Source organism: Alterluteimonas muca, assembly GCF_021191595.1.
GTDB classification, from domain to species: domain Bacteria; phylum Pseudomonadota; class Gammaproteobacteria; order Xanthomonadales; family Xanthomonadaceae; genus Luteimonas; species Luteimonas muca.
Map to the genome: position 1 here is coordinate 425,674 of NZ_JAIWPS010000001.1, position 24,495 is coordinate 450,168.

16 protein-coding genes are annotated in these 24,495 nt (G+C 65.1%); 8 read left to right on the forward strand and 8 right to left on the reverse strand.

The window, feature by feature from the left end; translation table 11 throughout:
* Positions 1–595: 595 nt before the first annotated feature.
* From LDO11_RS01865 to LDO11_RS01875, 3 genes are all read right to left on the reverse strand, one after another.
* Complete coding sequence (locus LDO11_RS01865) at positions 596–991, reverse strand: hypothetical protein (RefSeq protein WP_232140054.1); 396 nt, start codon at positions 989–991, stop codon at positions 596–598.
* A gap of 188 nt (positions 992–1,179) precedes the next feature.
* The gene (locus LDO11_RS01870; RefSeq protein ID WP_232140056.1) at positions 1,180–1,521 is read right to left on the reverse strand and encodes a hypothetical protein; all 342 of its coding nucleotides are present in this window, start codon (positions 1,519–1,521) and stop codon (positions 1,180–1,182) included.
* A gap of 114 nt (positions 1,522–1,635) precedes the next feature.
* Positions 1,636–2,820: a thiolase family protein gene (locus LDO11_RS01875; protein WP_232140058.1), complete on the reverse strand. Its 1,185-nt coding sequence runs from the start codon at positions 2,818–2,820 to the stop codon at positions 1,636–1,638.
* Positions 2,821–3,023: 203 nt separating this feature from the next.
* On the opposite strand from LDO11_RS01875, the gene LDO11_RS01880 reads away from it, so the two are divergent.
* Positions 3,024–5,894: an autotransporter serine protease gene (locus LDO11_RS01880; RefSeq protein ID WP_232140060.1), complete on the forward strand. Its 2,871-nt coding sequence runs from the start codon at positions 3,024–3,026 to the stop codon at positions 5,892–5,894.
* A gap of 132 nt (positions 5,895–6,026) precedes the next feature.
* Here LDO11_RS01880 and LDO11_RS01885 read toward each other — a convergent pair whose 3' ends face one another.
* The 3 genes from LDO11_RS01885 to LDO11_RS01895 form a co-directional block, all read right to left on the reverse strand.
* Positions 6,027–7,184: an isovaleryl-CoA dehydrogenase gene (locus LDO11_RS01885; RefSeq protein WP_232140062.1), complete on the reverse strand. Its 1,158-nt coding sequence runs from the start codon at positions 7,182–7,184 to the stop codon at positions 6,027–6,029.
* A gap of 298 nt (positions 7,185–7,482) precedes the next feature.
* Entirely contained in the window at positions 7,483–8,586 is a 1,104-nt protein-coding gene (locus tag LDO11_RS01890; RefSeq protein ID WP_129135660.1) for a Glu/Leu/Phe/Val dehydrogenase dimerization domain-containing protein, read from the reverse strand.
* A gap of 175 nt (positions 8,587–8,761) precedes the next feature.
* Complete coding sequence (locus LDO11_RS01895) at positions 8,762–10,318, reverse strand: phospholipase D family protein (protein WP_232140064.1); 1,557 nt, start codon at positions 10,316–10,318, stop codon at positions 8,762–8,764.
* 206 nt (positions 10,319–10,524) lie between these two features.
* On the opposite strand from LDO11_RS01895, the gene LDO11_RS01900 reads away from it, so the two are divergent.
* The 5 genes from LDO11_RS01900 to LDO11_RS01920 all read left to right on the forward strand — a co-directional run bounded on the left by LDO11_RS01900 (position 10,525) and on the right by LDO11_RS01920 (position 19,692).
* Positions 10,525–12,585 (forward strand): C1 family peptidase, encoded by a 2,061-nt coding sequence (locus LDO11_RS01900; protein ID WP_232140066.1) that lies wholly within the window; start codon positions 10,525–10,527, stop codon positions 12,583–12,585.
* Between the two features lie 148 nt (positions 12,586–12,733).
* Positions 12,734–12,910 (forward strand): DUF1328 domain-containing protein, encoded by a 177-nt coding sequence (locus tag LDO11_RS01905; RefSeq protein ID WP_129135663.1) that lies wholly within the window; start codon positions 12,734–12,736, stop codon positions 12,908–12,910.
* A 99-nt stretch (positions 12,911–13,009) separates the two neighbouring features.
* Positions 13,010–13,177 carry a hypothetical protein gene (locus LDO11_RS01910; protein WP_232140067.1) on the forward strand — a complete coding sequence of 56 codons (168 nt, stop codon included), beginning with the start codon at positions 13,010–13,012 and terminating at the stop codon, positions 13,175–13,177.
* Positions 13,178–13,447: 270 nt separating this feature from the next.
* Positions 13,448–17,131, forward strand: a complete 3,684-nt coding sequence (locus tag LDO11_RS01915) for a methylmalonyl-CoA mutase family protein (protein ID WP_232140068.1) — start codon at positions 13,448–13,450, stop codon at positions 17,129–17,131.
* Positions 17,132–17,322: 191 nt separating this feature from the next.
* Positions 17,323–19,692, forward strand: coding sequence for an SIR2 family protein (locus LDO11_RS01920; RefSeq protein ID WP_232140070.1), 2,370 nt, complete (start codon positions 17,323–17,325; stop codon positions 19,690–19,692).
* A 264-nt stretch (positions 19,693–19,956) separates the two neighbouring features.
* On the opposite strand, the gene LDO11_RS01925 is transcribed toward LDO11_RS01920, so the two are convergent.
* Positions 19,957–20,655: a transposase gene (locus tag LDO11_RS01925; RefSeq protein ID WP_232140072.1), complete on the reverse strand. Its 699-nt coding sequence runs from the start codon at positions 20,653–20,655 to the stop codon at positions 19,957–19,959.
* A gap of 366 nt (positions 20,656–21,021) precedes the next feature.
* On the opposite strand from LDO11_RS01925, the gene LDO11_RS01930 reads away from it, so the two are divergent.
* Entirely contained in the window at positions 21,022–21,570 is a 549-nt protein-coding gene (locus LDO11_RS01930; protein ID WP_232140074.1) for a hypothetical protein, read from the forward strand.
* Positions 21,540–22,751 (forward strand): DGQHR domain-containing protein, encoded by a 1,212-nt coding sequence (locus LDO11_RS01935; protein ID WP_232140076.1) that lies wholly within the window; start codon positions 21,540–21,542, stop codon positions 22,749–22,751. The genes LDO11_RS01930 and LDO11_RS01935 overlap by 31 nt, the downstream gene beginning before the upstream one ends.
* A gap of 214 nt (positions 22,752–22,965) precedes the next feature.
* Here the strand turns inward: LDO11_RS01935 and LDO11_RS01940 are convergent, their stop codons facing one another.
* Positions 22,966–24,495 carry a DndE family protein gene (locus LDO11_RS01940; protein WP_232140078.1) on the reverse strand — a complete coding sequence of 510 codons (1,530 nt, stop codon included), beginning with the start codon at positions 24,493–24,495 and terminating at the stop codon, positions 22,966–22,968.

Sequence of the window (24,495 nt, forward strand, 5' to 3'; positions counted from 1 at the left end):
CCGGCACGAAAATCAACAGCGGGCACTGCCGGTGTTGCCTCAACGACCACGCTCGTGCGTTCGGCGGTCAACAGTCTCTCGTCCCTGAGGACTGGCATGGAAATCCACAGGGGCTCAGCGAAGTCCCGATAACGACGGCCTGACGTCCCTTGCCGTTGGCCTTTTCCCAGATGCGACGACAGCTTGGGGCCCGCCGCGGCCGCAGGCGGATGTCCAGAGCCGGCCATGGATGGCCGGCGGCCGGATGTGGTAGCAGGACGCGGAGATATCCGGCTGGGCATCCGCCTGTGGCCGTGGCGGGCCGCCCGGGATCCGCACCGCAAGCCGCTTTTGGCGGAAGCCGCTGCGCGCCCGACAGCCGATGAAAGTCCGCGGCCGATATGGGAGCAGGACGCGGAGATATCTGGCTGGGCATCCCTGTGGTCATGGTGCAGCCCGGGTTCCCGCCGGCATTCCCCGTGGCCGGGGTGAGTCACCCGGTCCGCGGCCGGCAATCGGGGTTACCCGTGGGTATCCCTCCGTCCAGACGCGAAAAGGCCCACCGGAGTGGGCCTTCTGCGTATCAGTGGTCGCCGGATGGCCGCCTGTACGGGACTCAGTCGCCGTCGGTGCGGGCGTCGCGCGCGGCGGCGTCGGCATTCTCCGCCGCGCGGTCGAGTGCATCGGAGGTGTTGCGCGCGGCGGTTGCACCGGCTTCGGACACATCGGCCGCGGCTTCGCGGGTCGCGGCTTCGGTGCGGGCAGCCGCCTCACGGCTGGCCTCGCGTGCATCGGCGATGGCTTCGCGCGACTGCGCGGCGGCCGAGTCGGCACCGGCGGAAATGGCGTTGCCGGTCTCGTCGAGCGCCTGCGAGGCGTTCGCGTGGGCGCGCTCGGCGGCTGCATCGGCTTCGGCCGCGTTGGCGCGCGCTTCCGGCGAGTCGCTGTTCTGGCAGGCGGACAGGGCCAGGGTCGATGCGATGGCAAGCACGATCAGTTTGCTGTTGAGCATGTGTCTTCTCCGCGCCGGTGGCGCTTGGTGGTAGGCGGGCGCAGTGTTTGCGGCTCACGGTGAAGGGGGTGTTGAAGGCTGGCCCGCCGATTCAGCTGTAGGGTCCAGACAAAAAGAGACCGCCCTTGCGGGCGGTCTCCGGTAACGCGTGCAGCGGACTGCGGATCCGGAGATCCGCGGCCGGCGGCTTACTGCTGCGCGTCGGCAGCCTGCTCGGCGTTGTCGGCAGCGTCCTCGGCCACGTCGGCCGCGGTCTCGGCCACGTCGGCAGCAGCGTCGGCAGCGTCGTTGGTCGCAGCAGCGGTGGCGTCCGAAGCGGCGTTGGCAGCAACGTCGGCGGCGACAGCGGCGGTGTCAGCGGACTCCTGGGCGGCGTCGGCGAACGGCGCGGCAGCAGCGTCGGCATGGGCCTGGGCTTCGGCAGCGGCGTCGGCAGCGTCGGCAGCGGCGTCCTGGGCGGAGTTCTGGTTCGAGCACGCGGCCAGGGCGAAGCCCATGGCGAGGGCGAGCAGAGCCTTGTTGATGGACATGGTGAATTTCCTCGTCGTTGTTGAAACAAACGCGCTCGATGCGCGCCGGGCAACATGATGACAAGCCGATGATGGCTGTCAAGCAGGCGTTTGGAAACTTTCGTAAAGAGCGCGTTAACCCTGTTGCGGCAACTCGATTGCAATGGCCGTGGCCTCGCCGCCACCGATGCACAGGGAAGCGATTCCACGACGCAGATTGCGCGATTTCAGCGCGTGCACCAGGGTCACCACGAGGCGGGCACCGGAGGCGCCGATCGGGTGCCCGAGGGCACAGGCACCACCATTCACATTCAGCTTCTGGTGGGGAATCCCGAGGTCCTTCATGGGCGCCATGGCCACGCTTGCGAAGGCCTCGTTGACTTCGAACAGGTCGACGTCGTCCACCGTCCAGCCGGCCTTCTCCATGACCGCACGGATCGCCGCCACCGGGGCGGTGGTGAACCATTCCGGCGCCTGCGCATGGCCTGCGTGCGCGACGATGCGCGCCAGCGGCTCCAGCCCGCGCTTCGCCGCCTCGTCGGCCGACATCAGCACGGTGACGGCGGCGCCGTCGGAGATCTTCGACGACGACGCGGCGGTCAGCCGGCCTTCCTTGCCGAACGCCGGGCGCAGGCCGGGGATGCGCGAGGGGTCGATCTTCCCCGGCTCCTCGTCGGTGTCGACCACGGTGTGGCCCTTGCGGCCCTTGACCGTGACCGGGACGATCTCCGCCTTGAAGGCACCGTTGCCGGTGGCTTCCTGCGCGCGGCGCACGCTCTCGGTGGAGAATTCGTCCAGCGCCTCGCGGCTGAAATCGTAGGCCTCGCACATGGCATCGCCGAACACGCCCATCGCCTTGCCGTCGTAGGGGTTGGTCAGGCCGTCCCAGGCCATGTGGTCGAGCATCTCGGCGCTGCCGTAGCGCACGCCGGTGCGCGAGCCGTTGAGCAGGTGCGGCGCATTGGTCATCGACTCCATGCCACCGGCCACGACCACCGACGACGAGCCCGCCCTGATCAGGTCGTGGGCGAGCATGATCGCCTTCATGCCCGAACCGCAGACCTTGTTGATGGTGGTGGCACCGGCGGCATCGGGGATGCCGGCCGCGCGCGAGGCCTGGCGCGCGGGCGCCTGGCCGAGGCCTGCCGGCAGCACGCAGCCCATGATCACTTCATCGACCTGGTCGGGCGCGAGGCCGGCGTGGGCCAGCGCGCCCTCGATCGCCGCGGCACCCAGGGTGGGCGTCGGCACGCCGGTGAACTGGCCGAGGAAGGAACCGATGGCCGTGCGCTTGGCGCCGACGATGACGACATCTTGCATGGAGAACTCCGGAAGCGGGCCGCGTGGGGCGGACTGATGGCGCCATTATCCGGGCCGCGCCGGAGCCCGGCAAACCTGAAGGGGTCATCTGCACCGCGAATGCGCGGCACGGTTCAGCCGCGCGGCGCTGGCGGCCGCGCGTGGCGACGGTATAGATTCGCGTGATCGCGCGCGGCGCGGCACATCAGGAAGGGAAGGGGACCATGACGAAGCACAACGGAATGCATGCATGGCGCGCGCTGCGCCGCTCGGCGCTGGCCGCCGCGGTGGTGGCGACGCTTTCGGCCTGTGGCGGAGGCGGTGGCGACACGATCCGGCCGGAAGTCCCGCCGCCGGTGAGCCCGCCGCCCACCACGCCGCCGCCCACGCCGCCGCCGACCGTGGTGCAGCCGCCGAACCCCGCCTACAGCCGCCACCTCGAGCTCACCAATGCCTATCCGGCACTGGACGCCGGGCTGACCGGCGAGGGCATCGTGATCGGCGTGATCGACAGCGGCGTCAACCGCAACCATCCGTCGCTACGCGGCCGGGTCGTCGACAACCTGGTCTACGTCAACCGCAACATCAATGACATGTCGGTGGACGACAAGGATGGGCATGGCACCGCGGTGGCACAGGTGATCGCCGGCGGTCCGTTCGGCGAATGGCCGGGTGGCCTGGCGCAGGGCGCGAGCATCGTGTCGGCGCGGATCATCAATGACGAGCCGCCGGAGGACGACGGCTCCGGCGACGGCAACCCGGTCAGCGGCGCGCTCGGTCTGGAGCCCATCCACAACGACCTGATCGCGCGCGGCATGCGGATCATGAACAACTCCTGGGGCGGCCTGTACTGGAACGACGCCAATGCGACCGCGCCGATCGCGGCCGAATACCGTCGCTTCATCACCCAGACCGACGGCCTGGTGGTGTTTGCCGCCGGCAACCGCGATCCCGACTCCAACGATTCGATGGCACTCACCGACATGGCCGGGCTGCCGAGCCAGGCCGGGCCGAACGACAGCAGGCCGGCCGCGGACCTCGAGCGTGGCTGGCTGGCGGTGGTGGCGGTGGATACCGACAACCCCTCGCAGCTGGCGTCGTTCTCCCGCACCTGCGCCTATGCCCGCAGCTACTGTCTGGCCGCGCCCGGAACGGTCATCGTCACCGGTACCAACGATGCCCCGGACGATCCGGAGTACTGGCGCTGGCGCGGCACCTCGTTCGCCGCTCCGCAGGTCTCCGGCGCGGCCGCACTGGTATGGGAAGCGTTCCCGTACTTCAACAACGACCTGGTCCGGCAGACCCTGCTGGGCACCGCCACCGACATCGGCGAAGCCGGCGTGGACGACGTGTTCGGCTACGGCCTGCTGGATGTCGGCAAGGCGATCCAGGGGCCGGGCCGCTTCGACTGGGGGCGCGTCACCGTCGACTTCGACGGGCTGGAGTCCGACTGGTCCAACGACATCGCCGGCGCCGGCGGCCTGACCAAGCGCGGCGACGGCAGGCTGGTACTGACCGGCGACAACACCTACCGCGGCGATACCCGCGTCGAGGAAGGCACGCTGTGGGTCGGAGGTGCGCTGCGCGACTCCGACGTGGCCATTGCCAGCGCGGGCACCCTCGGCGGCGGTGGCCGCGTGGACGGCAACGTCGACAACCAGGGCACGATGGCGCTCGACGCAGGCAACGGCTTCAGCATCGGCGGCAACTACGTGCAGGGCGCGAATGCGCGGCTGGCGGTCACGCTGGGTCATGGCGCGCTGCAGGTGCAGGGCAATGCCAGTCTCGACGGCACGGTGCACGTGGCCGGCGCACGCCAGGGCTACGTGACCCGTGACCGCGAGGAGATCCTGCGCGTCGCCGGCACCCGCAGCGGGTTCTTCGACGGCGTGACCTACGACGCCAACCGCGTGTTCTTCCAGGGTTCGGTGAGCTACGACTTCGAGAGCGTGTGGCTCAACATCACCCGTCTCGACGTGCAGGCCGCGGCCTCCGCGATGGGCAACATGACGCCGGCCGCGCTGTCGGCGGCCGAACGCGTGGAAGGCGCGTTCCGGCAGATCGACGGGCAGCTGGATGCCGGTGGCCGCGGCCCGATCGCCGACGGCTTCATCCGTACCGCCGGCGACTTCCAGTCGCTGGCCGACGCCAACACCGCGCGCACCGCACTGTCGAGCCTTTCCGGCGAGCTGCATGCGCTGGCCTCCAGCGCAACCTTCGACCATGTCGACATCGGCCGGCGTGCGCTGGCGTCGCAGCTGTCGGGGAGCCTGGAGCGCCCGCAGGCCGTTGGCGGCTGGCAGAAGCGCCTGGGTGCGGGCGGCGAGGGCGGCTTCGCCGCCGGGCAGTCGTCGTTCGACGGCTGGCTGCTCGGGCAGGATTTCCGCCTCGCCGACGGCACGATTGCCGGTTTCGCGTTCGGCGAGATGCAGGCCGACAGCCGCCGCGCCGACAGCCGCGACCGTGGGCAGGATCGCCAGGTGCAGGCGCAGATGTTTGCCGGCAAGGCGTTCGGCAATGCGCACGTGCTCGGCCAGGCCGGCGTCGGCCGCTTCGACCGCGAGCTTCGCCGCGACCTCTACACCGGCGCGCAATGGTCGGGCGTGCACAGCAACTACGCCGGCGACATCACCACCGCGGCCATCGAGGGCGGCTACCGTTTCGATCTCGGTGCCGATGGGCGGCTCACCCCGTACCTCGGTGCCGAATACACCCGCATCGACAGCGACGGCTTCCGCGAACTGGGCGCCGAGGGCTTCGGCCTGCGCACCGATGCCTGGACCTCGAGCCGCAGCCAGGCGGTCGCGGGCCTGCGCGGGGCGTGGGAGCTGTCGCGCTTCAGCGTGCATGGCTATGCCGAATGGCAGCACACGCTGTCGGCGCAGGGCCTCGATATCGACGCCAGCTTCGTCGGCGTGGATGCCTGGTCGGCACTGCGCGGCCTGCAGCCGGGTCGCTCGGGCGGGCTGTTCGGCATCGGCATCGATGCCTGGGCCGGTCGCGACGCACGGGTGAACTTCGGCTACGACCAGCGCTTCGGCCCACGCGGCGACGACCGCATGCTGTCGATGCGTTACGTCAAGGGCTTCTGGTAACCACAGGGCGCTTCGGCGTAACCCCTCTCCCGCGTGCGGGAGAGGGTGCCCCGAAGGGGCGGGTGAGGGCCGTTGCCGGCCTCATCGCAGTGGTTGGCCCGGATAAGCGACGCGCGTTCGGGCATCAGGTCGCTAGCTGCGGTCTTCGAACAGCTCGCGGCCGATCAGCATGCGGCGGATCTCGTTGGTGCCGGCGCCGATCGCGTACAGCTTGGCGTCCCGCAGGATGCGGCCGGTGGCGAACTCATTGATGTAGCCGTTGCCGCCCAGTGCCTGGATGCCTTCCAGTGCCACCTGCACCGCGGATTCCGATGCATGCAGCAGGCAACTGGCGGCATCCACGCGGCTCCTGTAGCCGGCGTCGTAATCGCGCGCGACCTGGTACGCGAACGCGCGGCTGGACTGCAGCGCGGTGTACATGTCGGCGATCTTGGCCTGCATGATCCCGAACGTGCCGATCGCCTGGCCGAACTGGCGGCGCTCGCGCACGTAGGGCAGGGCGATGTCGAGCGCGGCCTGCATCAGGCCGAGCGGGCCGCCGCTGAGCACCACGCGCTCGGTGTTGAGCCCGCTCATCAGCACGCGCACGCCGTTGTTGACGTCGCCAAGCACGTTTTCGGCGGGAATCTCGCAGTCCTCGAACACCAGCTCGCAGGTGTTGGACCCGCGCATGCCGAGCTTGTCGAGCTTCTGCGCGGTGCGGAACCCCTTCATGCCGCGCTCGACGATGAAGGCGGTCATGCACTTCGAGCCCAGTTCGCGGCTCGCGGTGCGCATGTAGACGATCAGCACATCGGCCTCGGGGCCGTTGGTGATCCACATCTTGTTGCCGTTGGCGACCCAGGTGTCGCCGCGCAGCTCGGCGCGGCAGCCCATCGAGCCGACGACGTCGGAGCCGGCGCCCGGCTCGCTCATCGCCAGCGCGCCCTTCCACTCGCCGCTGCACAGTTTCGGCAGGTACTTCGCGCGCTGCGCATCGTTGCCGTTGACGTGGAGGTTGGACACGCACAGGTTGGAATGCGCGCCGTACGAAAGACCCACGGAACCGGACGCACGCGAGATCTCCTCCATCGCCACCAGGTGGGCGAGGTAGCCCATCCCGCTGCCGCCGAACTCGCCGGGCACGGTCATGCCGAGCAGGCCCATCTCGCCGAGCTTCGGCCACAGCTCCTGCGGGAAGGCGTTGTCGTGGTCGATGGCCTCGGCACGCGGCGCGATCTCGGCTTCGGCGAAGCGCCTCACCGCATCGCGCAGCGCATCGATGTCCTCACCCAGCGGAAACGTACGCATGCAGCACCTCGTGGAATTCGATCGGATTGTGCCAGCCTGTGCCGTTACGAGCCCCATGCCCCCTTGAGTCAAGGGGGCGGCGCCGCAGAGCGGCGCGGGGGATGTGGAAACACCAGGTGGGGCCCGAAGTCCGCGCAAGGCGCGGACTTTGGGATTGAGAGCCGGCAAGACCGGCGCTCAATCCGAGTCAAGGGGGTGCCGCCGCGGCAGCGGCGGCGGGGGATGTGGAGATCAGGCTGGGGCCCACGTTCTGCGCGTCGCGCAGAACGTGGGATTGATCACCGGCAAAGCCGGTTGATCAATGCCCGCCGCGCACCCGGCCCTGGAAGCGCGGCTGCGCACGGCCCAGCGGCAGCTTCAGTTTGCCGATGACCTCGATGCGCTCCTCGGCCAGGCGGTCGGCGGCCTTGTAGGTCGGGATGCTGTCGCGCTCGGAGATCTCGAAGATGCGCGTCAGGTTGTGGTAGATCGTGCGCATCATGCGCATCGCGCGCTCGCGGTTGTAGCCGTCGATCTCGAGCGACACGTTCATCACGCCACCGGCGTTCACCGCGTAGTCCGGCGCATACAGGATGCCGCGCTTCTCGAGCTCGTCGCCGATCGCATTGGTCGCCAGCTGGTTGTTGGCCGCACCGCAGATCACCTTGGCCTTGAGGCGGGGCAGGGTGTCGTCGTTGAGGGTGCCGCCCAGCGCGCAGGGCGAGTACACGTCGGCGTCGACGTCGTAGATCTCGTCCAGGCCCACGGCCTCGGCGCCGTACTCGCTGACCACGCGGTCGACGCGGTCCTTGTTGATGTCGGTCACGAACACCTTGGCGCCACGCTCGGACAGCAGCTTCACGAACTCGCTGCCGACATGGCCCAGGCCCTGCACGGCGTAGCTGTAGTTGCCCACTTCCTCGTTGCCGAACTTGCGCTGCAGCGTGGCCAGCAGGCCCTGCATCGTGCCGTAGGCGGTGAACGGCGAGGGGTCGCCCGAGCCGCCATGCACCTGGTGCACGCCGGTGACGAACTGGGTCTCGCGGTACACGAATTCCATGTCGTTGACGTCGATGCCGACGTCCTCGGCGGTGATGTAGCGGCCGCCCAGCGATTCCACGAACTGCCCGAACGAGCGGAACAGCGCCTCGGACTTGTCGGTGGCCGGGTCGCCGATGATCACCGCCTTGCCGCCGCCCAGGTTCAGGCCGGCCACGGCGTTCTTGTAGGTCATGCCGCGCGACAGGCGCAGCACGTCGTTCAGCGCTTCCTGCTCGCTCTTGTACGGCCACATGCGGGTGCCGCCCAGCGCCGGGCCCAGCACGGTGTTGTGGATCGCGATGATGGCCTTCAGGCCTGCGTCCTTGTTGTGGCAGAAGACGACCTGTTCATGGCCGTAGGTATCGAGATGTTCGAAGATCATCGCAAACTCCGCTGCGGCGCGATTCGCGGGCGAACCGGGCCGGTCGCTGTGGGTGATGGGATTACTGCGGGGGCGCGGCAGCCGCGAACGGGTGCCGATGGGGGCCGCATTCTACGCGCCTGCCCCGGCAATTGCCTGCACGCCCACCGTGCGGCCCCGTATGCGGTACAGGGGGTTACAGCTGGGATTCGATCGGCAGCCAGGTCATGAACCACACCAGCAGGCGCTGCAGGCGGGTGGATTCCGGCTCGTTGTCCAGCACCTCGGGGGGCGTGGCCGCGGCGTCCAGCCAGCGCAGCCGGCCCTCGTCGTTGATGTACACCCAGTACGCCAGTTCGGGGCTGGACAGGTGCACGTACAGCTCGCGCAGCGCCGCGCCGAGCGCCGGGTCGTCGAAGAACAGCCCCATCTCGGTGTTGAGGTCGATCGAGCGCGGGTCGACGTTGAACGAGCCGACGAAGCCACGGCGGTCGTCGACGATGTAGGCCTTGGTGTGCAGGCTGGCGCCGCTGCTGCCGAACACGCTCGACTCGGTGGCCACGCCGGGCTTGGTCTCGTACAGCGCCACGCCATGGCGCAGCATCTGCTTGCGGTAGCGGCTGTAACCGCTGTGCACGGCCAGCACGTCGTTGGCCGCCAGCGAGTTGGTCACCACGCCCACGTGCACGCCGGCGCGCACCGACTGCGCCATCAGCACCACCCCTTCCGGGCCGGGCACGAAGTAGGGCGACACCACCAGCGCCTTGCCGCGCGCGCTGCGCAGGTCCTCGAGGATCGGGGTGATCAGCCAGCCGTCGCGGCGATCGCCGTTCCGCTTCACCGGCGGGTCCGACATGATCCTGAGGCTGCTGCTCCAGTACGGTTCGAGCGTCTGCAGGAAATAGCGGCGCACGCTGTCGGAGGTATCCACCAGGTCGAGGAAGCGGCGGGCCTCCTCGCTCTCCACCTCCTCGCGGATGCCCGCCATCACTTCATCCAGCCGTCGCGACGACTTGCTGTTGAGCGCGCTGATCGGCACCACCGCCTGGCTGTTCCAGAAGGCGTCGAAGATCGCGTTGGCGGAATTCACCTCCGGCCCGAACACCACCACGTCGAGATCGCGGAAGTTCACGTCCTCGGCGGCGTCGAAATACTCCAGCCCCACGTTGCGCCCGCCGACCACCGCCACCCGGCCATCGGCGATCCACGCCTTGTTGTGCATGCGGTGGGTGATGCTCCAGGCGCGCTGCACCATTTCCAGCAGGCGGGCGAGGCCATCGCGGTTGCGGAACGGGTTGTAGACGCGGATCTCGATGTTGGGGTGCTGGTCGAACGCCAGCAGCGCGCCATCCTTGCCGCGGGTGCTGATGTCGTCGAGCAGCAGGCGCACGCGCACGCCGCGCTCGGCGGCCTGCCACAGCTCGTTGAGCAGCAGGTGCCCGGCGAGGTCGTCCTTCCAGATGTAGTACTGCACGTCGAGGCTGCGCCCGGCCTGGCGTGCGCTGATCGCGCGCGAGGCGAAGGCATCCAGGCCATCGGGCACCAGGATCACCCCGCTCATGCCGGGGTTGCGGTCGAGCAGCGGCATCAGCTCGCGGTCGATGGCGGTGGCGTCGCGCTCCAGCGGCAGCGTCCACGAGGGCGCGCCGGTGGCCTGCGGCGTCAGGTGGTCGGCCAGCAGCAGGCCGCTGGCGATCAGGGCCACCAGCCCCACCAGGCCCCAGGCGAAGATCTTCTTCAGGCGCTTGCGCATGTCGTCCCCGTATTCACGGGCCGATTGTAGGGGCAGCGGCATGCCGGCAATGGGCAGCCCCGATCGGTGGCACGCGTCGCGGACCGCGCGACGCCGCACGCGCATGCTCGGTGCCGGGCGCGGTGGCCTGTCCCGGCACCGCCGCCCGGCGCGTTGCTTCTCCCGATCGTCTGCTCGACCGAACCCGCTGCCCGGAGGGATCCGCAATGTCCGCACGCACCGCACGCCAGCCCGAGCGCCTGCTCGATGCCCGCCCCGACACCGCCGATTTCCGCGACCGCATGTTCGAACCCACACTGGTCGACGTGCCGCCGACGACGCCGCTCGACCGCCATCTGAAACGCCGGGTGCCGGTGCTCGACCAAGGCGAAGAGGGTGCCTGCACGGCGTTCGCGCTGGTCACCGTCGCCCACACCCTGCTGCGCAGCCGCCGGCCGCGGCCGGTGGCCACCCGGCTCAGCCCGCGCATGGCCTACGACATGGCGCGCCGCTACGACGAATGGGAGGGCGAGGACTACGCCGGCTCCAGCTGCCGCGGCGCGATGAAGGGCTGGCACCGCCATGGCCTCGCCACCGAGGCGGTGTGGCCGTGGAGCGATACCCACGAGCCCGATGCCTACACCGAGCGCCGCGCCCGCGATGCGCAGCGCCATCCGCTCGGCGCCTATGCGCGGGTCAACCACCGCGACCTCGTCGCCATGCACGTGGCGATCGCCGAGACCGGCGTGCTGTACGCCTCGGCCGCGGTGCACGATGGCTGGCTGAAGCCACCGGCCAGCGGCGTCATCGCCTGGCGCCAGCAGCCCGTCAGCGGCTACCACGCGTTCGCCATCGTCGGCTACGACGCACGCGGCTTCTGGATCCAGAACAGCTGGGGCAGCCGCTGGGGCCGCGGCGGCCACGCGCACGTGAGCTACGACGAATGGCTCGAGCGCGGCACCGACACCTGGGTCGGCCGGCTGGCGGTGCCGGTGGAAGTGCGCCGCCCGGCCACCACCGCGGTGTTCAACTCCGCGCTGGCCGCGCAGTCCACCGGCTATTCGCAGGCCGACCTTCGCCCGCATATCGTCAGCCTCGGCAACGACGGCCGCCTGCGCAGCGGCGGCCGCTTCGGCAACACCCAGGACGACATCCGCAACCTGGTGCGCAGCGACCTGCCACGCATCACCCGCGGCTGGGCGCGCAAGCGCATCCTGCTGTACGCCCACGGCGGGCTGGTGCCGGAGCAGGGCGCGGTGCAGCGCATCGCCGACTACCGGCAGAACCTGCTGGGGCAGGAGATCTACCCGCTGGCCTTTGTCTGGAAGACCGACTTCTGGACCACGCTCGGCAACCTGCTGCGCGACGCCGCGCGCCCGCGCACCGAAGGCCTGCTCGACCGTGCCCGCGACCTGCTGCTGGATCGTCTCGACGATACCCTCGAACCGCTGGCGCGCGTGCTCGGCGGCCGCGCACTGTGGGAGGAAATGAAGGAAAACGCGCTGCTGGCCACCACCGCGGTCACGCGCGATGGCGCGGGCGGCGTGCAGGAGGCCGGCGGCGCGGCGCAGGTGGCGCGCCTGCTGCACGAGTGGCAGCAGCGCGACCCCACGGTGGAGATCCACGTCGCCGCGCACAGTGCCGGCTCGATCCTGATGGCGCCGCTGGTGCAGCTGCTCACCAGCGAAGGCCAGATCGCCAGCGGCCCGGCCGCAGGGATGCTGGGCCTGGGCGCGAAGATCGAAAGCGCGCACCTGTGGGCGCCGGCACTGACCACCGAGCTGTTCCTGCAGACCTTCGGCACCGCGCTGCGCGAACGCCGTATCGACCGCGCCAGCCTGTTCACCCTGACCGACCGCGCCGAACGCGACGACCACTGCGCACGGGTCTACAACAAGTCGCTGCTGTACCTGGTCGCCCACGCCTTCGAGGCCACCGCCCGCAACTGGATCGACCGCAGCCGCCGCCACGGCACCCCGCTGGCGGGCATGGCGCTCTTCATCGAGCATGCGGAGTTCGGCAGCCCGGAGATGCGCGCGCTGATCCGCGACGGCCTGCTCGACTGGATCCAGGCACCCACCGTCGACGAACCCGCCGGTTCCGCGGATGCCTCGGAGGCCAGCAACCACGGCGCCTTCGACGACGACGCCGCCACGCTGTGCGCCACCGTCACCCGCATCCTCGACATCCCGCGCACCGGGAGCGGCGCCGTCGACATCCACCGCTCCAGCGCCGGCCTCGACGAACGCCGCCGCCGGCTTTACCGGGCGATCTGCGAGACGCCGTAGCACGACCCGGCGCTTTTCGGCGTCCCATTCACGCACCCCGCACGACGCCCCCGACACCATGCAACCCAACCGGTTCACGCAGCGCGCAGGGTCCACCCGGGTGGAACACGCGCCGCGCAACCGGTCCCTCTTCAAACAAGGAGCCGCCATGATCAAGTGGGCCATCATCTTCGCCGTCATCGGCCTCATCGCAGGCGCGCTCGGCTTCTCCGGCGCCGCGGGCGCCATGATGGGCATCGCCCAATTCCTGTTCTGGGCCGGCATCATCGTCGCCGTGATCCTCTTCATCCTCGGCATGACGGTGTACAGAAAGGTCACGAAGTAGCCGTTTGGCGGTTGTGGCAGGATTGCCCACCACCCGCATGGAGCGCAGCAAGTGTCCGCAGTCAGAGTCCTGTTCGCCGGTATCACCATTCTTGGCGCCATGGCGACCGTGTTCTTCGTCGCCCTGTATTCCAGCGGGATTGCCGGCGCCGCGACGAATATCGCCCTGATCCTTGCTGTCTTCTTCGGCATCTGCAGCGTAGCGGCCGCCATCGGCTGGAAAAGGTCGCCGCGTCGCCCGGACCCGGCAGGGGTCACTCAACGCTGACGCCTTCTTTCCTGATGTGTACCCGAAGCCGCCGGCCCTCCGGCGGCTTCGTCGTTTCCGCACCGGCGACGTGGCGCAGCGCCGGGTAATGCCAACAGCACGGAAGCGCCGCCGCACCCGCGCACCATCCGCACCCGCACGGATCAACCGCCCGCGCGCCGGCCGCACCATTGCGCGCCTTTCCCCGCGCGCGAACCGTGTACAGGGCCGCGCAGCGGCGCGCTTCTCTACAATGGCGGGCATCGTTTTGACGCTTCCAGGGAGCGCGCCATGAGCACGCCAGCCAGCAACGCCCTCGACCAGACCCCCGCTGCCCAGCAGGACGCCACCCCGCTGCGCTTCGTCACCGCTGCCAGCCTGTTCGATGGCCACGACGCCGCCATCAACATCATGCGCAGGCTGATCCAGGGCCAGGGCGCCGAGGTCATCCACCTCGGCCACAACCGCTCGGTGGAGGACGTGGTGCGCGCCGCGCTGCAGGAGGACGCCGATGGCATCGCGCTGTCGAGCTACCAGGGCGGCCACGTCGAATACATGAAGTACATGGTCGACATGCTGCGCGAGCGCGGCGCCGGCCATATCCGCGTGGTCGGCGGCGGTGGCGGCACCATCACCCCGGAAGAGATCCGCGAACTCGAGGCCTACGGCGTCGAGCGTATCTACCACCCCAACGACGGCATGAAGATGGGCCTGGTGGAGATGATCGAGGACGTGGTGAGCCGCGTCTCCAACGCGCGCAATGCACGCAGCGACGAGGCGCAGGCACTCGCCACCACCCGCCCGTCGCTGGACGACGAGATCGCCATCGGCCGCGTGCTCTCGGCCATCGAGGACGGCGCGCACTCCGAAGCGGAGCTCGCCATGCTGCGCAAGCAGTGGGCCTCGCAGGGCCAGGCCGCGCCGGTCATCGGCATCACCGGCACCGGCGGCGCCGGCAAGTCGTCGGTCACCGATGAACTGTTGAACCGCTTCCTCGCCAGCTTCCCGCAGATGCGCATCGCCGTGGTCTCGGTGGACCCGACCCGCCGCCGCACCGGTGGCGCGCTGCTGGGCGACCGCATCCGCATGAACTCGCTTAGATCCCACCGCGTGTACATGCGCTCGATGGCCACCCGCCGCCAGAACGTCGCCACCAACGCCGTGCTCAAGGACTGCGTCGGCTTCCTCAAGGGCCTGGGCTACGACCTGGTGATCGTGGAGACCGCGGGCATCGGCCAGTCGGATTCGGAGATCGTCGACCTCGTCGACTTCCCGATGTACGTGATGACCAGCGACTACGGCGCGGCCAGCCAGCTCGAGAAGATCGACATGATCGACTTCGCCGAGCTGATCGTGCTCAACAAGTACGACAAGCGCGGCGCCGAGGACGCCCTGCGCGACGTGCGCAAGCAGTGGAAGCGCAACCGCGTGGCCTTCCAGATGGCCGACGAGGACGTGCCGGTCTACCCGACCATCGCCAGCCAGTTCAACGACCCCGGCATCAGCTGGATGTTCGCCAACCTGTGCCGCCTGCTGCGCGAGAAGATCAACGCCGAAGCCCCCGGCTGCGACTTCCAGCCGCAGATCGACACCAGCCTCAGGGAACCGCGCGCCACCGTGCTGATCCCCGGCAGCCGCGTGCGCTACCTGGCCGAGATCGCCGAGCAGGGCAGGGCGATCAACGCCTCCATCGAAAAACAGGCCGAAGCCGCCGACCGCGCGCAATCGTTCTGGCAGGCGCTGCACGAGCTCGGTGACGACAAGCTGCCGAAGCAGCTCGACCTCTATGACGGCGCCGACGTAATCCCCGCCGCGAAGAACACCCTTCTCCCGCCTGCGGGAGACAAATCGGCATGGACTGCCGATTTGGACGGCGAAGCCGCCCGTAGGGCGAGCAACATGGATGTTGCGAGTCCAGGTGCCCGCAGGGCGGATGAGGGCGCCTTTGAACCCGACCGCACCCTGCTGACGCTGCGCCAGCGCTACAACGACGCCGTGCAGTCCCTCACCAGCGAGAACCTGCGCAACCTGCGCGAGTGGCCGGCACGCCTGAAGTCGATCACCGACGAGGTCACCGAATACCAGGTGCGCGGCAAGGCCATCCGCGTCGAGAACTACCGCGAAAGCCTGAGCCACCAGAAGATCCCCAAGATCGCCGCCCCCAGCTACAAGAGCTGGGGCGAACTGCTGACCTTCCTCGGCAAGGAGAACCTGCCGGGCAGCTACCCCTACACCGGCGGCGTCTACCCCTACCGCCGCACCGGCGAGGACCCGATCCGCATGTTCGCCGGCGAGGGCACGCCCGAGCGCACCAACCGCCGCTTCCATTACCTGTCGGTCGGCCAGCCCGCCGCGCGCCTGTCCACCGCCTTCGACAGCGTCACCCTGTACGGCGAGGACCCGGCGCCGCGCCCGGACATCTACGGCAAGATCGGCAACTCCGGCGTCAACATCCCCACGCTGGACGACATGAAGAAGCTGTACTCCGGCTTCGACCTGTGCGCGCCCACCACCAGCGTCTCGATGACCATCAACGGCCCCGCGCCGATCATCCTCGCGCTGTTCATGAACTGCGCCGTCGACCAGCAGATCGAGAAGTACCTGAAGTCCGATTCTGATCGCTGGGCCGTGGCGCGGAAGAGGATCGACGCGTTCTTCGAGGGCCGCGAACGCCCGAAGTACCACGGCGAACTGCCGCCCACCAATGACGGCCTTGGCCTGGCCCTGCTGGGCATGACCGGCGACCAGCTGGTGGACGCCGACACCTACGCGCGCATCAAGGCGGAAACGCTGGCCACCGTGCGCGGCACCGTGCAGGCCGACATCCTGAAAGAGGACCAGGCGCAGAACACCTGCATCTTCTCGACCGAATTCGCGCTGCGGATGATGGGCGACATCCAGCAGTTCTTCGTCGACAACAGGGTGCGCAACTTCTATTCGGTGTCGATCAGCGGCTACCACATTGCCGAAGCCGGCGCGAACCCGATCAGCCAGCTCGCTTTTACCCTGTCGAACGGCTTCACCATCGTCGAGTACTACCTGGCTAGAGGCATGAAGATCGACGACTTCGCGCCCAACCTGTCGTTCTTCTTCTCCAACGGCATGGACCCGGAATACACCGTCATCGGCCGCGTGGCCCGCCGCATCTGGGCGCGCGCCATGCGCGAGCGCTACGGCGCCAACGAGCGCAGCCAGATGATGAAGTACCACATCCAGACCAGCGGCCGCAGCCTGCACGCGCAGGAGATCCAGTTCAACGACATCCGCACCACGCTGCAGGCGCTGTACGCGCTGTTCGACAACTGCAACAGCCTGCACACCAACGCCTACGACGAAGCCATCACCACGCCCACCGAAGAAAGCGTGCGCCGCGCCGTGGCCATCCAGATGATCATCAACAAGGAGCTGGGGCTGAACTTCTGCGAGAACCCCTGGCAGGGCAGCTTCATCGTCGACCAGCTGACCGACCTGGTGGAGGAGGCCGTGTACAGGGAGTTCGAGGCCATCAGCGAGCGCGGCGGCGTCCTCGGCGCCATGGACACCATGTACCAGCGCGGCAAGATCCAGGAAGAAAGCCTGTACTACGAACACAAGAAGCACGACGGCAGCCTGCCGCTGGTGGGCGTGAACACCTTCCTGCCTAAAGAACATGCAGGCGAAGTCGCTACCGAGATCGAACTGATCCGCTCAACGGAAGAGGAAAAGGGCCAGCAGATCGAGAACGTGCGCCTGTGGCAGCAGTCCCGCAACGTGCTGGCGCCGGTCGGCGAGACCGAGCACAGCCACGTGGTGGAAGTCGATGCCGCCGCGGCCACCGAACCGCACGACGGCCACGGCCTGGGCTACCTGCAGAAGACCGCCCGCGAACGCCGAAACGTGTTCGAGGCGCTGATGGAGGCGGTGAAGACGCACAGCCTGGGGCAGATCAGCCACGCCCTGTACGACGTGGGCGGGGAATATCGAAGGAATATGTGAAGCGGTCAAAGGGCGCCCTGGTGGCGCCCTTTTATTTGAGAGACCAGAAAGCCTGATATTGGTGAGTACTTCGACAACAGGGAGTTAATCGAATGCCGGCAGAGCTGTCCAGACTGATATCAACTCTAGCGCCCGAGCGCTGTGTGCTTTTCTTTGGGGCAGGTGCTTCGCTGCCGTCTGGTGCTCCTGATGTGGATAAGCTCATTCGAGCGCTTGCAGTGCGATTTAAAATCGATCCGGATGGGCTTACATTACGGGAGATCTCGACTCTGGTAGAAAAAAGCGTGTCCAATCGACGAGAGTTGGTCACTACACTTCGGCCCCTCTTTAGTGCACTGCGGCCTACCGGCGGTCTCTTGACACTGCCTATGTACAGGTGGAAAGGGTTGTACACGACTAACTATGACAACCTGATTGAGCAAGCATACGCGCAAAAGAACGCGCCTCTGAACGTATACAGTTCTAATTTCGATTTCAGCCAAACTGAAACGCCGGGTGCCCAGAAACTGTTCAAGGTCCATGGGACGATAGAGAAGGATGTTGTTGATGGGGTTCAGTCGCGGCTGATAGTGTCCGACGACGATTACGATTTAACTACTGAGTATCGTGAGAAACTCTACGACCGCCTTAAGGCTGACATTGAGGGTTCTCACCTAATAATTGTGGGCCATTCCTTGGCCGATACGCACATCCGTGAAATTGTGCAGCGTGCGATTAAGATAAATGCTGAGAGCCATAATCACCGGTCGGTAACTATTTTAGCTTATGTTCGCGACGACAATCGTGCGGTTCTTCTTGAGAACAAGGGTCTCCAGGTGGTTTTCGCTGGCGTCGATGAGTTTTTCGCCGAGTTGGCCCGTAAAGCGCCGGAATCAGCTCTCGTGCGCACCGCCACAGGCGATCCCCTGGACGCGGCTCCGCTCCTTCTCCCAGTGACAAAGTCTGTTTCGCACTCTATGGCTGCGGACGAGCCCAACGTCGTCGCCATGTTCAATGGATGGCCAGCTAAGTATGCCGACATCAAAGGTGGGCTCACGTTCGATAGAAATATTTCAAGCGATATAGCTGTCGGAATCGAACGCGGTGACTTCCGTCACGCTGTGATTGTCGGGGCTAGCGGGGTTGGAAAAACAACTGCTGCGAGGCAAGCGCTAGTACGGTTGGCGGCGCGAGACATCTTTGTGTGGGAGCACGACACCAATTCCGCATTTGTTCCGGAGGCATGGCGAGTTGTTGCGGAAAGGCTTGCGGGCGAAGATCAGAGAGGCGTGCTCCTCGTAGATGAGGCGAGTGCCCATATAAATGAAATCAATAGACTCATCGATGGGCTGAGTGCGAAAGGCTTGTGGAGCCTGGGCCTATTGATCGTGTCGGCGAAGTCCGCCTGGGCGCCAAGAATTAAGTCCCCGTATATCTACAGGTTTGGCAAAGAATTCAACTTACGCCGTTTAGAAGCTTCCGAGATTGACCGTCTGCTGAGTCTTGTGGACAATAATGGCGCCATCGCCGCTCTAGTTGAGGCATCATTCAAAGGGTTCTCACGATACGAACGCAGACGTCGGTTGGTCGAACGTTGCGAATCTGACTTTTTTGTCTGCTTGAGGAATGTCTTCGCGTCCGAGAAGTTCGACGACATCATTTTGCGTGAGTACGCGACCCTTGACGAGAATAGCCGAGGGATTTATCGGCTGGTAGCCGCACTGCAGAGCGCTGGCGTAAGCGTGCACCGTCAGCTCGTTATACGTTTACTATCGATTCCAACGGATCAGATTGCGGGTGTCCTCGCGGCGCTTTCCGACGTGGTTATTGAGAAAACGGTCGATTCGCGTCAAGGAATATATGGTTGGGTGGGACGGCATCAGGTCATCTCTGAAATCATAACGCGCTACAAGTTTGCTGATCAAGACGCTCTGTATGCATTGCTTTCCCGGGTTATCGAAGAGTCCTCGCCCACTTACCAGTTGGAGGTGCGGAGCCTTCGTGAATTGTGTACGTCAGAGTACGGAATACCGCGACTCGCAGACCGGAAGCGTCAGAATGTACTATATCGGATGATCACATCTGTCGTCCCTGGTGAGCGCGTCCCGCGCCATCGGCTTATCAGGAACTTGATCCGGTTGGGGGAGTTTGAGGAAGCTGCAACGGAGATAAGGATATTCGAATCAGATTTTCGGGAGGAGGGTCCAATTGCGAGATATAAGATGGATCTGATGCTTGCGCGTGCAGAGCATTCGCCTGGTATTCTCGAAGAAGATCGGATTGCTATTCTTCGTGAGGCGGTGACTTATGCGGGGTCGGCAACCCAGAAGTTTGGTGACAATAAGTATGTTCTAAACGCCTATGCGCAAGTTGGCGTCAAATGGTTCAAATACACTGGTCAAGTGGAGGTGTTCGACGCAGCTCTGGATCTGCTCCGAAGCGCGGAGGAGCGTTTGGCTGACCCTGAGATTTCATCGATGATCACTAGGGCTACTCGCATCTTCACCGCTGCCCCAGCTGGAGAGAGTTCCGTCTTGGAGGCGGCCGAGGCGGCCGAGGGAGCAGAGGAAAATGGGGAGTAAAACTCCCTGGTGCAAATAACGGGGCGACGCTGCGCGCAGCGCGCGAAGAGTAGGCGTTCCGGGAAAACGGGGTCAGGTCGAAGTAACGGGGTCAGGTTCACTTCTTTTAAATGACGTCGTGCTCGCAAAGCGCGGCAGCGTAGGTCCGTCAGGGGGACGGCATGCGATACGGACTGAAAGGGGTGTCGCGTCGGCGCGATGACGCGTTGACGCGAGTGCGGTGGGACCGGTTGGAGCATCTGCTTGGGAATAACGGGGTCAGGTTCACTTCCCGTGCGAGGCCTTGCCTGGACGGTGCGCCGGTCGGGTGCCGGCGAAGCGCCGGGTTTTGGCTTCCACCATGGCACGGAAGTCGTCGCGGCCCCAGGCGCGTTGTTGCTGCAGGTAGAGCCGGATCTCGTCGAGCTGGTCGGCGGGAAGGGCCTCGTCAAGCAGGCCCCGGTAGGCGGCGTTGCGTGCTTCGGGCGACGTGCCCAGCGCGTGCCATGCAGAATGCGGGGTGAGCTTCGAGTGCGGGCGCTGGCCAACGTTGGCCGCGCAGCTCGACCAGCGGTAGGCCACGGGATCATCCGTCATCCGCGCGCGCACCGGATTGAGCTCGATATAGCGATAGCAGGCGAGGACGTACGGCTCCGTGTCGACGAGACACGCCTTGTAGCGGCCCTCCCACAGGGTGCCGCTGCGTGCATGGCGTGCGTTGAACAGGCCGACGTACTGGCGCCCGAGGCGCTGCATCAGCCGGCTGATCGCGCCGGTTTCGGGTGGTGTGGCCAGCAGATGCACGTGGTTGTCCATGAGTACGTACGCGTGCAGTTGGACGCCGGAGGCGGCCAATGCCTCGCCCAGCAGCGTGAGATAGCGCAGGCGGTCGCCGTCGTCGAGGAAGCAGGGCAAGCGGTTGTTGCCGCGCTGCACGATGTGCTGCGCTACGCCGGGCAGGTCGAATCGTGGCAGACGGGCCATGTCATAGATCGTGGGCGGCCGCTGACGGTAGAGCGATCGCCGCCTACCGTGCAGTGCCGTCAGGCTTCCGGACGCAGCCACGTCGGAATGGTGGACCCGACCCCGTTTCAGACCCGACGCAGCCACGTCAAAAAAGTGAACCTGACCCCGTTTTCACTGCAGAAGACCGCGCGCGAACGCCGCAACCAACGTGTTCCAGCCTCTGATCGAGGGGGGACGCACAGCCTTGGGGCGGATCAGCCACTGTCTTGCATGACGTGGATGGGGAGTATCGGCAGTGTCGAGTGATCGACAATCAGCGCCTAGGGTCCTGCAAGATTCCAAGTACCGAAGGCGCGAGTGGCACTATTTCACCGCAGGAGCTGAATGGACGCATTCCTAGAAGGGCTGGCGGGTGACGAACTCCGCAAGATAAGTTGCCTTCCCAAGCCAGCAAGATGGGCAGACTTTTCGGCTAAGCATAGGCTGGCCTGGCAACACACTCGTTTCGAAAGGGCTAATCACTCAGCTATTCCGGCGCAGCCAGGATTCTACTGCTTTGTCGTGGGGCTTCTTGGCCCAGCGCTTCCTCCCATTGGGTACCCCCTCTACGTGGGCAAGACCGAGCGCACGCTTCACAAAAGATTCGGTGAATACTTGCGAGAGCAAGAATCCGCGAGGGGGAGGGCTCGTGTTCGGAAGTTCATCAAGGTGTTCGAAGGCGAATTGCTCTTTTTCTTTGCGCATTTTTACGGCACTCCTCAAGAAGTGAAGGATGTTGAGATGGAACTCCACGATGCCCTTATGCCTGCGTACAGCGATATAGGATTCAGCGCCGAAGTTAGAGCAGCAAGGAGCGCTTTTCAACGAAAGATAAGATATTCCTCCCATCCCTCCAGGGTGCTTTGGGTAGTTGGATATATTACTCCTCTCTGATTAACCTTAAAGAGCTTTCAGAACGCGTTGGTTACGCTAGTCAGATTCAATCTAACGAAAAACTGGGCGCGTTAATACAGCGTGCTTTGGACGATAAGGGGCGCACGACAGACCTTGCGGAGTACCTGCGAACGACAGAGGATCGATTCTTCAATTCTCTTGTAATCGGGGTGCAGGGCGGTGCTCCCGTCTGGCATCCATTCGGCTTGAGTAGCACCCTTCCTGAGCATGACCTCGGCGACATCATCGAGCGTGATCAGGACCTTGTTGGATACCTAGAGCTTCGCGGCGACGAAGTCCTTTTTGCGCTTGATGGTCAACATCGCCTGGCTGGAGTTAAGAAAGTCCTAGAGATGGGAGTAGATATTGGGGACGAAAAAGTCTCCGTGATCTTCGTCCCTCACGTCAACACCCAGCTAGGGTTGCGTAAGACCCGAGGCCTCTTTATTGCGCTTAACAAGAGGGCTGTACCAGTAGCTCGGCGTGACATCATTGCTCTGGACGAGGTCGATCTCCCGGCGATTATAACTCGACAGTTAATTGACGATCATCCTTGGTTTAGTCGAGGGCAGGTGGACACGGAGCTGTTTGGGAGCTCCATTCCGCGAACCTCAGGCGCTTGGACCACAATAGGAAAGTTCTACGACGTAAACAGCACCATCGTTAAGCACATCGCGGAAACACGAAGCGCCGATGAGCTGAAGCTGGGTTCCAAGAATCGCCTGCCCGACGACCGAATTGATGCCTATAGGAGTGAAGTCATCGACTTTTATAGGCGTCTCGCGATCGTCGACCCCGTTCTGAAAAGCGTATTCGATGGCAAGAAGATTGAAGAAACATCGAAGAGGGCAAGAAGCTCTACGGATCCGAGGCTTTTGTTCAGGCCAATCGGGATGAAGATCGTGGCCGACACTTGCGCATTACTGCGTACGACAAAGAGCGTTCCCGCATCTTTCCAGCAGATCGAGAAGATTCCGATGACCATGAATGCCCGGCCCTTTAATGAGACCATATGGAATGAGGAGCGGAGCACTATGGTAAGCAAGGGCGCGACGCTAGCTATACGCCTAACCCACTACATGCTTGGTCTCAAACAGGCGGACGACAAGTTGAAGCAAGCATATGCGGAGTGGAAGGGGGTGGACAGGTCGCGCGTCCGCCTTCCCAATCGCTGGAGATGACGTTATGTGAGGTGAACTGCAAGGGCGTAGGCGCCACTCGTTCCGGCGCTATTTCTGCTAACGCAGAAAAGAATTCTGGAGCGATCGCAGCGTTCAACGAGGCTGAGTTAACTCCGCACGCCAACGACCCAGTTGAAGTTCGACGGAAACGGCAGTCGCAAGATAAATAATAGTGTGGCTGTTAACGGTCGTCTTGTAGCGCCATTTCAGACAGTTACTTCCAGGCTAAAACCTTTCGAGCCTTCGCGTCTCCACGGGCTCTGACAAACGCCTCGCCAGTCTTCAGCGAAGTCAGGGACGCCCCTGCGCCCAAGATTCGCTTGACTGAAGCTTCTCTTGCATTGGTTCCAAAGCATACCAGCAGCCCCATTTCCGAAAGGAAATCATCGTCTTCGCCTTCGAAATCGTCAGGCTTCTGAGAGATCAGCATGACTGCTGCCCCCTTAGAGCGGCCCAAGCGAATCAAGTTCGACAAGCCGGGAAGCCGGGCTTCCAAAGCTCTATGCGCCTCATCCACCACGCACAGGATGCGGAGAGAGCGATTGCCTTCGCTGTCCGTCTCGGAGTCCTGCTGGGAGTTGATGAAACGCTCCAGTGCGTCCGTTAACAAGGCCACTACTGTTACCCTGACCAGCTCTGGAACATTGGCCGGCAAGGAGATGATCCAGGACTTCGAGAAGAAGTCCTCCGGAGACATCTTGGGCTCGAAAAGGGGCAGGCGGCACAGGTCGACGAGCGTCGCGATGGCCCCATCCTCCTTTGCACCAGCAGTTGCGTAAGCGCTCTCAAGGCAATCCTTCACGTCCTCTAGAGTGCAAGGACTGCGAGTGCGTAACGCTTCTTCCAGCGCGTCATTGAGACGACGTTTCTGGAGGTCGCCAAACCTGGTCTGCTTCAGGTTGCTGAGGCTGTCACGGAGCCGCTGAGCCGTCGAGATGATGCCATGCTTGCTCTTGTCAGAAAGAGCGAATACATCCAGGGGGATGGGAACCAGCGGCGGCGACAGCACCTGGGCACCAAACGCCCGGTCCAGAGCATTGTGGCGGTCTGCCATGTCGCCTTTGAAATCAAAGGCCAGCAAGGGGACGTTGGTCTGCTCTGCGATGGAGCGCAGAACAAACGCGGCCGTGCGCGTTTTGCCACTGCCGACGCCCCCCATGAAGGCACTGTGCGGACTGCCGCCAGGCGCATTGAGCGTCCAGACAACTTCCTCGTTGCTGGCCACCTCACGACCAATCTCACCAATGCGTACCGGTACAGGACCAAGGCTCGGCTCTGCGGTGACTGCAGCGGTGTGACCACGACGTTTCTCGGTGACATCCGGCAGTGCACTTTCTGCCAAACGCCTCCAGAACTCGGCGTTGTCCCCGTCAGAGGCATCCAGCTCTTCGGAGAGTATCATCATGCCCCTGGCCCAATGGCGCTGAACGGTGCCCTGAAGGTCCTTGATCGTCAACGCCGCGCCGGCGTGCTCCACCAACAGCGAAATCCACGCAGCCAAGTCGGCCCCGGATCCAAAAAGCACGTCGCCCTTGATGACGCGCCCCGCCTCCCCCGCAGGCTTCGGCGGCGGCGTTTGAATGGCAAGGGACCTGGCGATTGCCAGGCGTGCCGGGATGTTGAAAGAACCGAAGCCCAGCCGGTCCTTGACGCGCTGCGAAAGCTCGTCGGTGTCGGCGGTTGAACGGAACGCCGCCCCCGAAACCACTTCAAGCGTTAGGTAGTCGTTGTTGTCATTGCTCAT

What these genes read in the sequence shown, in the direction of transcription:
- LDO11_RS01865 (WP_232140054.1), bottom strand. Translation starts at nt 991, where the DNA reads ATGCTCAACAGCAAACTGATCGTGCTTGCCATCGCATCGACCCTGGCC.
- LDO11_RS01905 (WP_129135663.1), top strand. Translation starts at nt 12,734, where the DNA reads ATGATCAAGTGGGCCATCATCTTCGCCGTCATCGGCCTCATCGCAGGC.
- LDO11_RS01925 (WP_232140072.1), bottom strand. Translation starts at nt 20,655, where the DNA reads ATGGCCCGTCTGCCACGATTCGACCTGCCCGGCGTAGCGCAGCACATC.
- LDO11_RS01885 (WP_232140062.1), bottom strand. Translation starts at nt 7,184, where the DNA reads ATGCGTACGTTTCCGCTGGGTGAGGACATCGATGCGCTGCGCGATGCG.
- LDO11_RS01890 (WP_129135660.1), bottom strand. Translation starts at nt 8,586, where the DNA reads ATGATCTTCGAACATCTCGATACCTACGGCCATGAACAGGTCGTCTTC.
- LDO11_RS01875 (WP_232140058.1), bottom strand. Translation starts at nt 2,820, where the DNA reads ATGCAAGATGTCGTCATCGTCGGCGCCAAGCGCACGGCCATCGGTTCC.
- LDO11_RS01915 (WP_232140068.1), top strand. Translation starts at nt 13,448, where the DNA reads ATGAGCACGCCAGCCAGCAACGCCCTCGACCAGACCCCCGCTGCCCAG.
- LDO11_RS01940 (WP_232140078.1), bottom strand. Translation starts at nt 24,495, where the DNA reads ATGAGCAATGACAACAACGACTACCTAACGCTTGAAGTGGTTTCGGGG.
- LDO11_RS01930 (WP_232140074.1), top strand. Translation starts at nt 21,022, where the DNA reads ATGGACGCATTCCTAGAAGGGCTGGCGGGTGACGAACTCCGCAAGATA.
- LDO11_RS01910 (WP_232140067.1), top strand. Translation starts at nt 13,010, where the DNA reads ATGGCGACCGTGTTCTTCGTCGCCCTGTATTCCAGCGGGATTGCCGGC.
- LDO11_RS01880 (WP_232140060.1), top strand. Translation starts at nt 3,024, where the DNA reads ATGACGAAGCACAACGGAATGCATGCATGGCGCGCGCTGCGCCGCTCG.
- LDO11_RS01870 (WP_232140056.1), bottom strand. Translation starts at nt 1,521, where the DNA reads ATGTCCATCAACAAGGCTCTGCTCGCCCTCGCCATGGGCTTCGCCCTG.
- LDO11_RS01900 (WP_232140066.1), top strand. Translation starts at nt 10,525, where the DNA reads ATGTCCGCACGCACCGCACGCCAGCCCGAGCGCCTGCTCGATGCCCGC.
- LDO11_RS01895 (WP_232140064.1), bottom strand. Translation starts at nt 10,318, where the DNA reads ATGCGCAAGCGCCTGAAGAAGATCTTCGCCTGGGGCCTGGTGGGGCTG.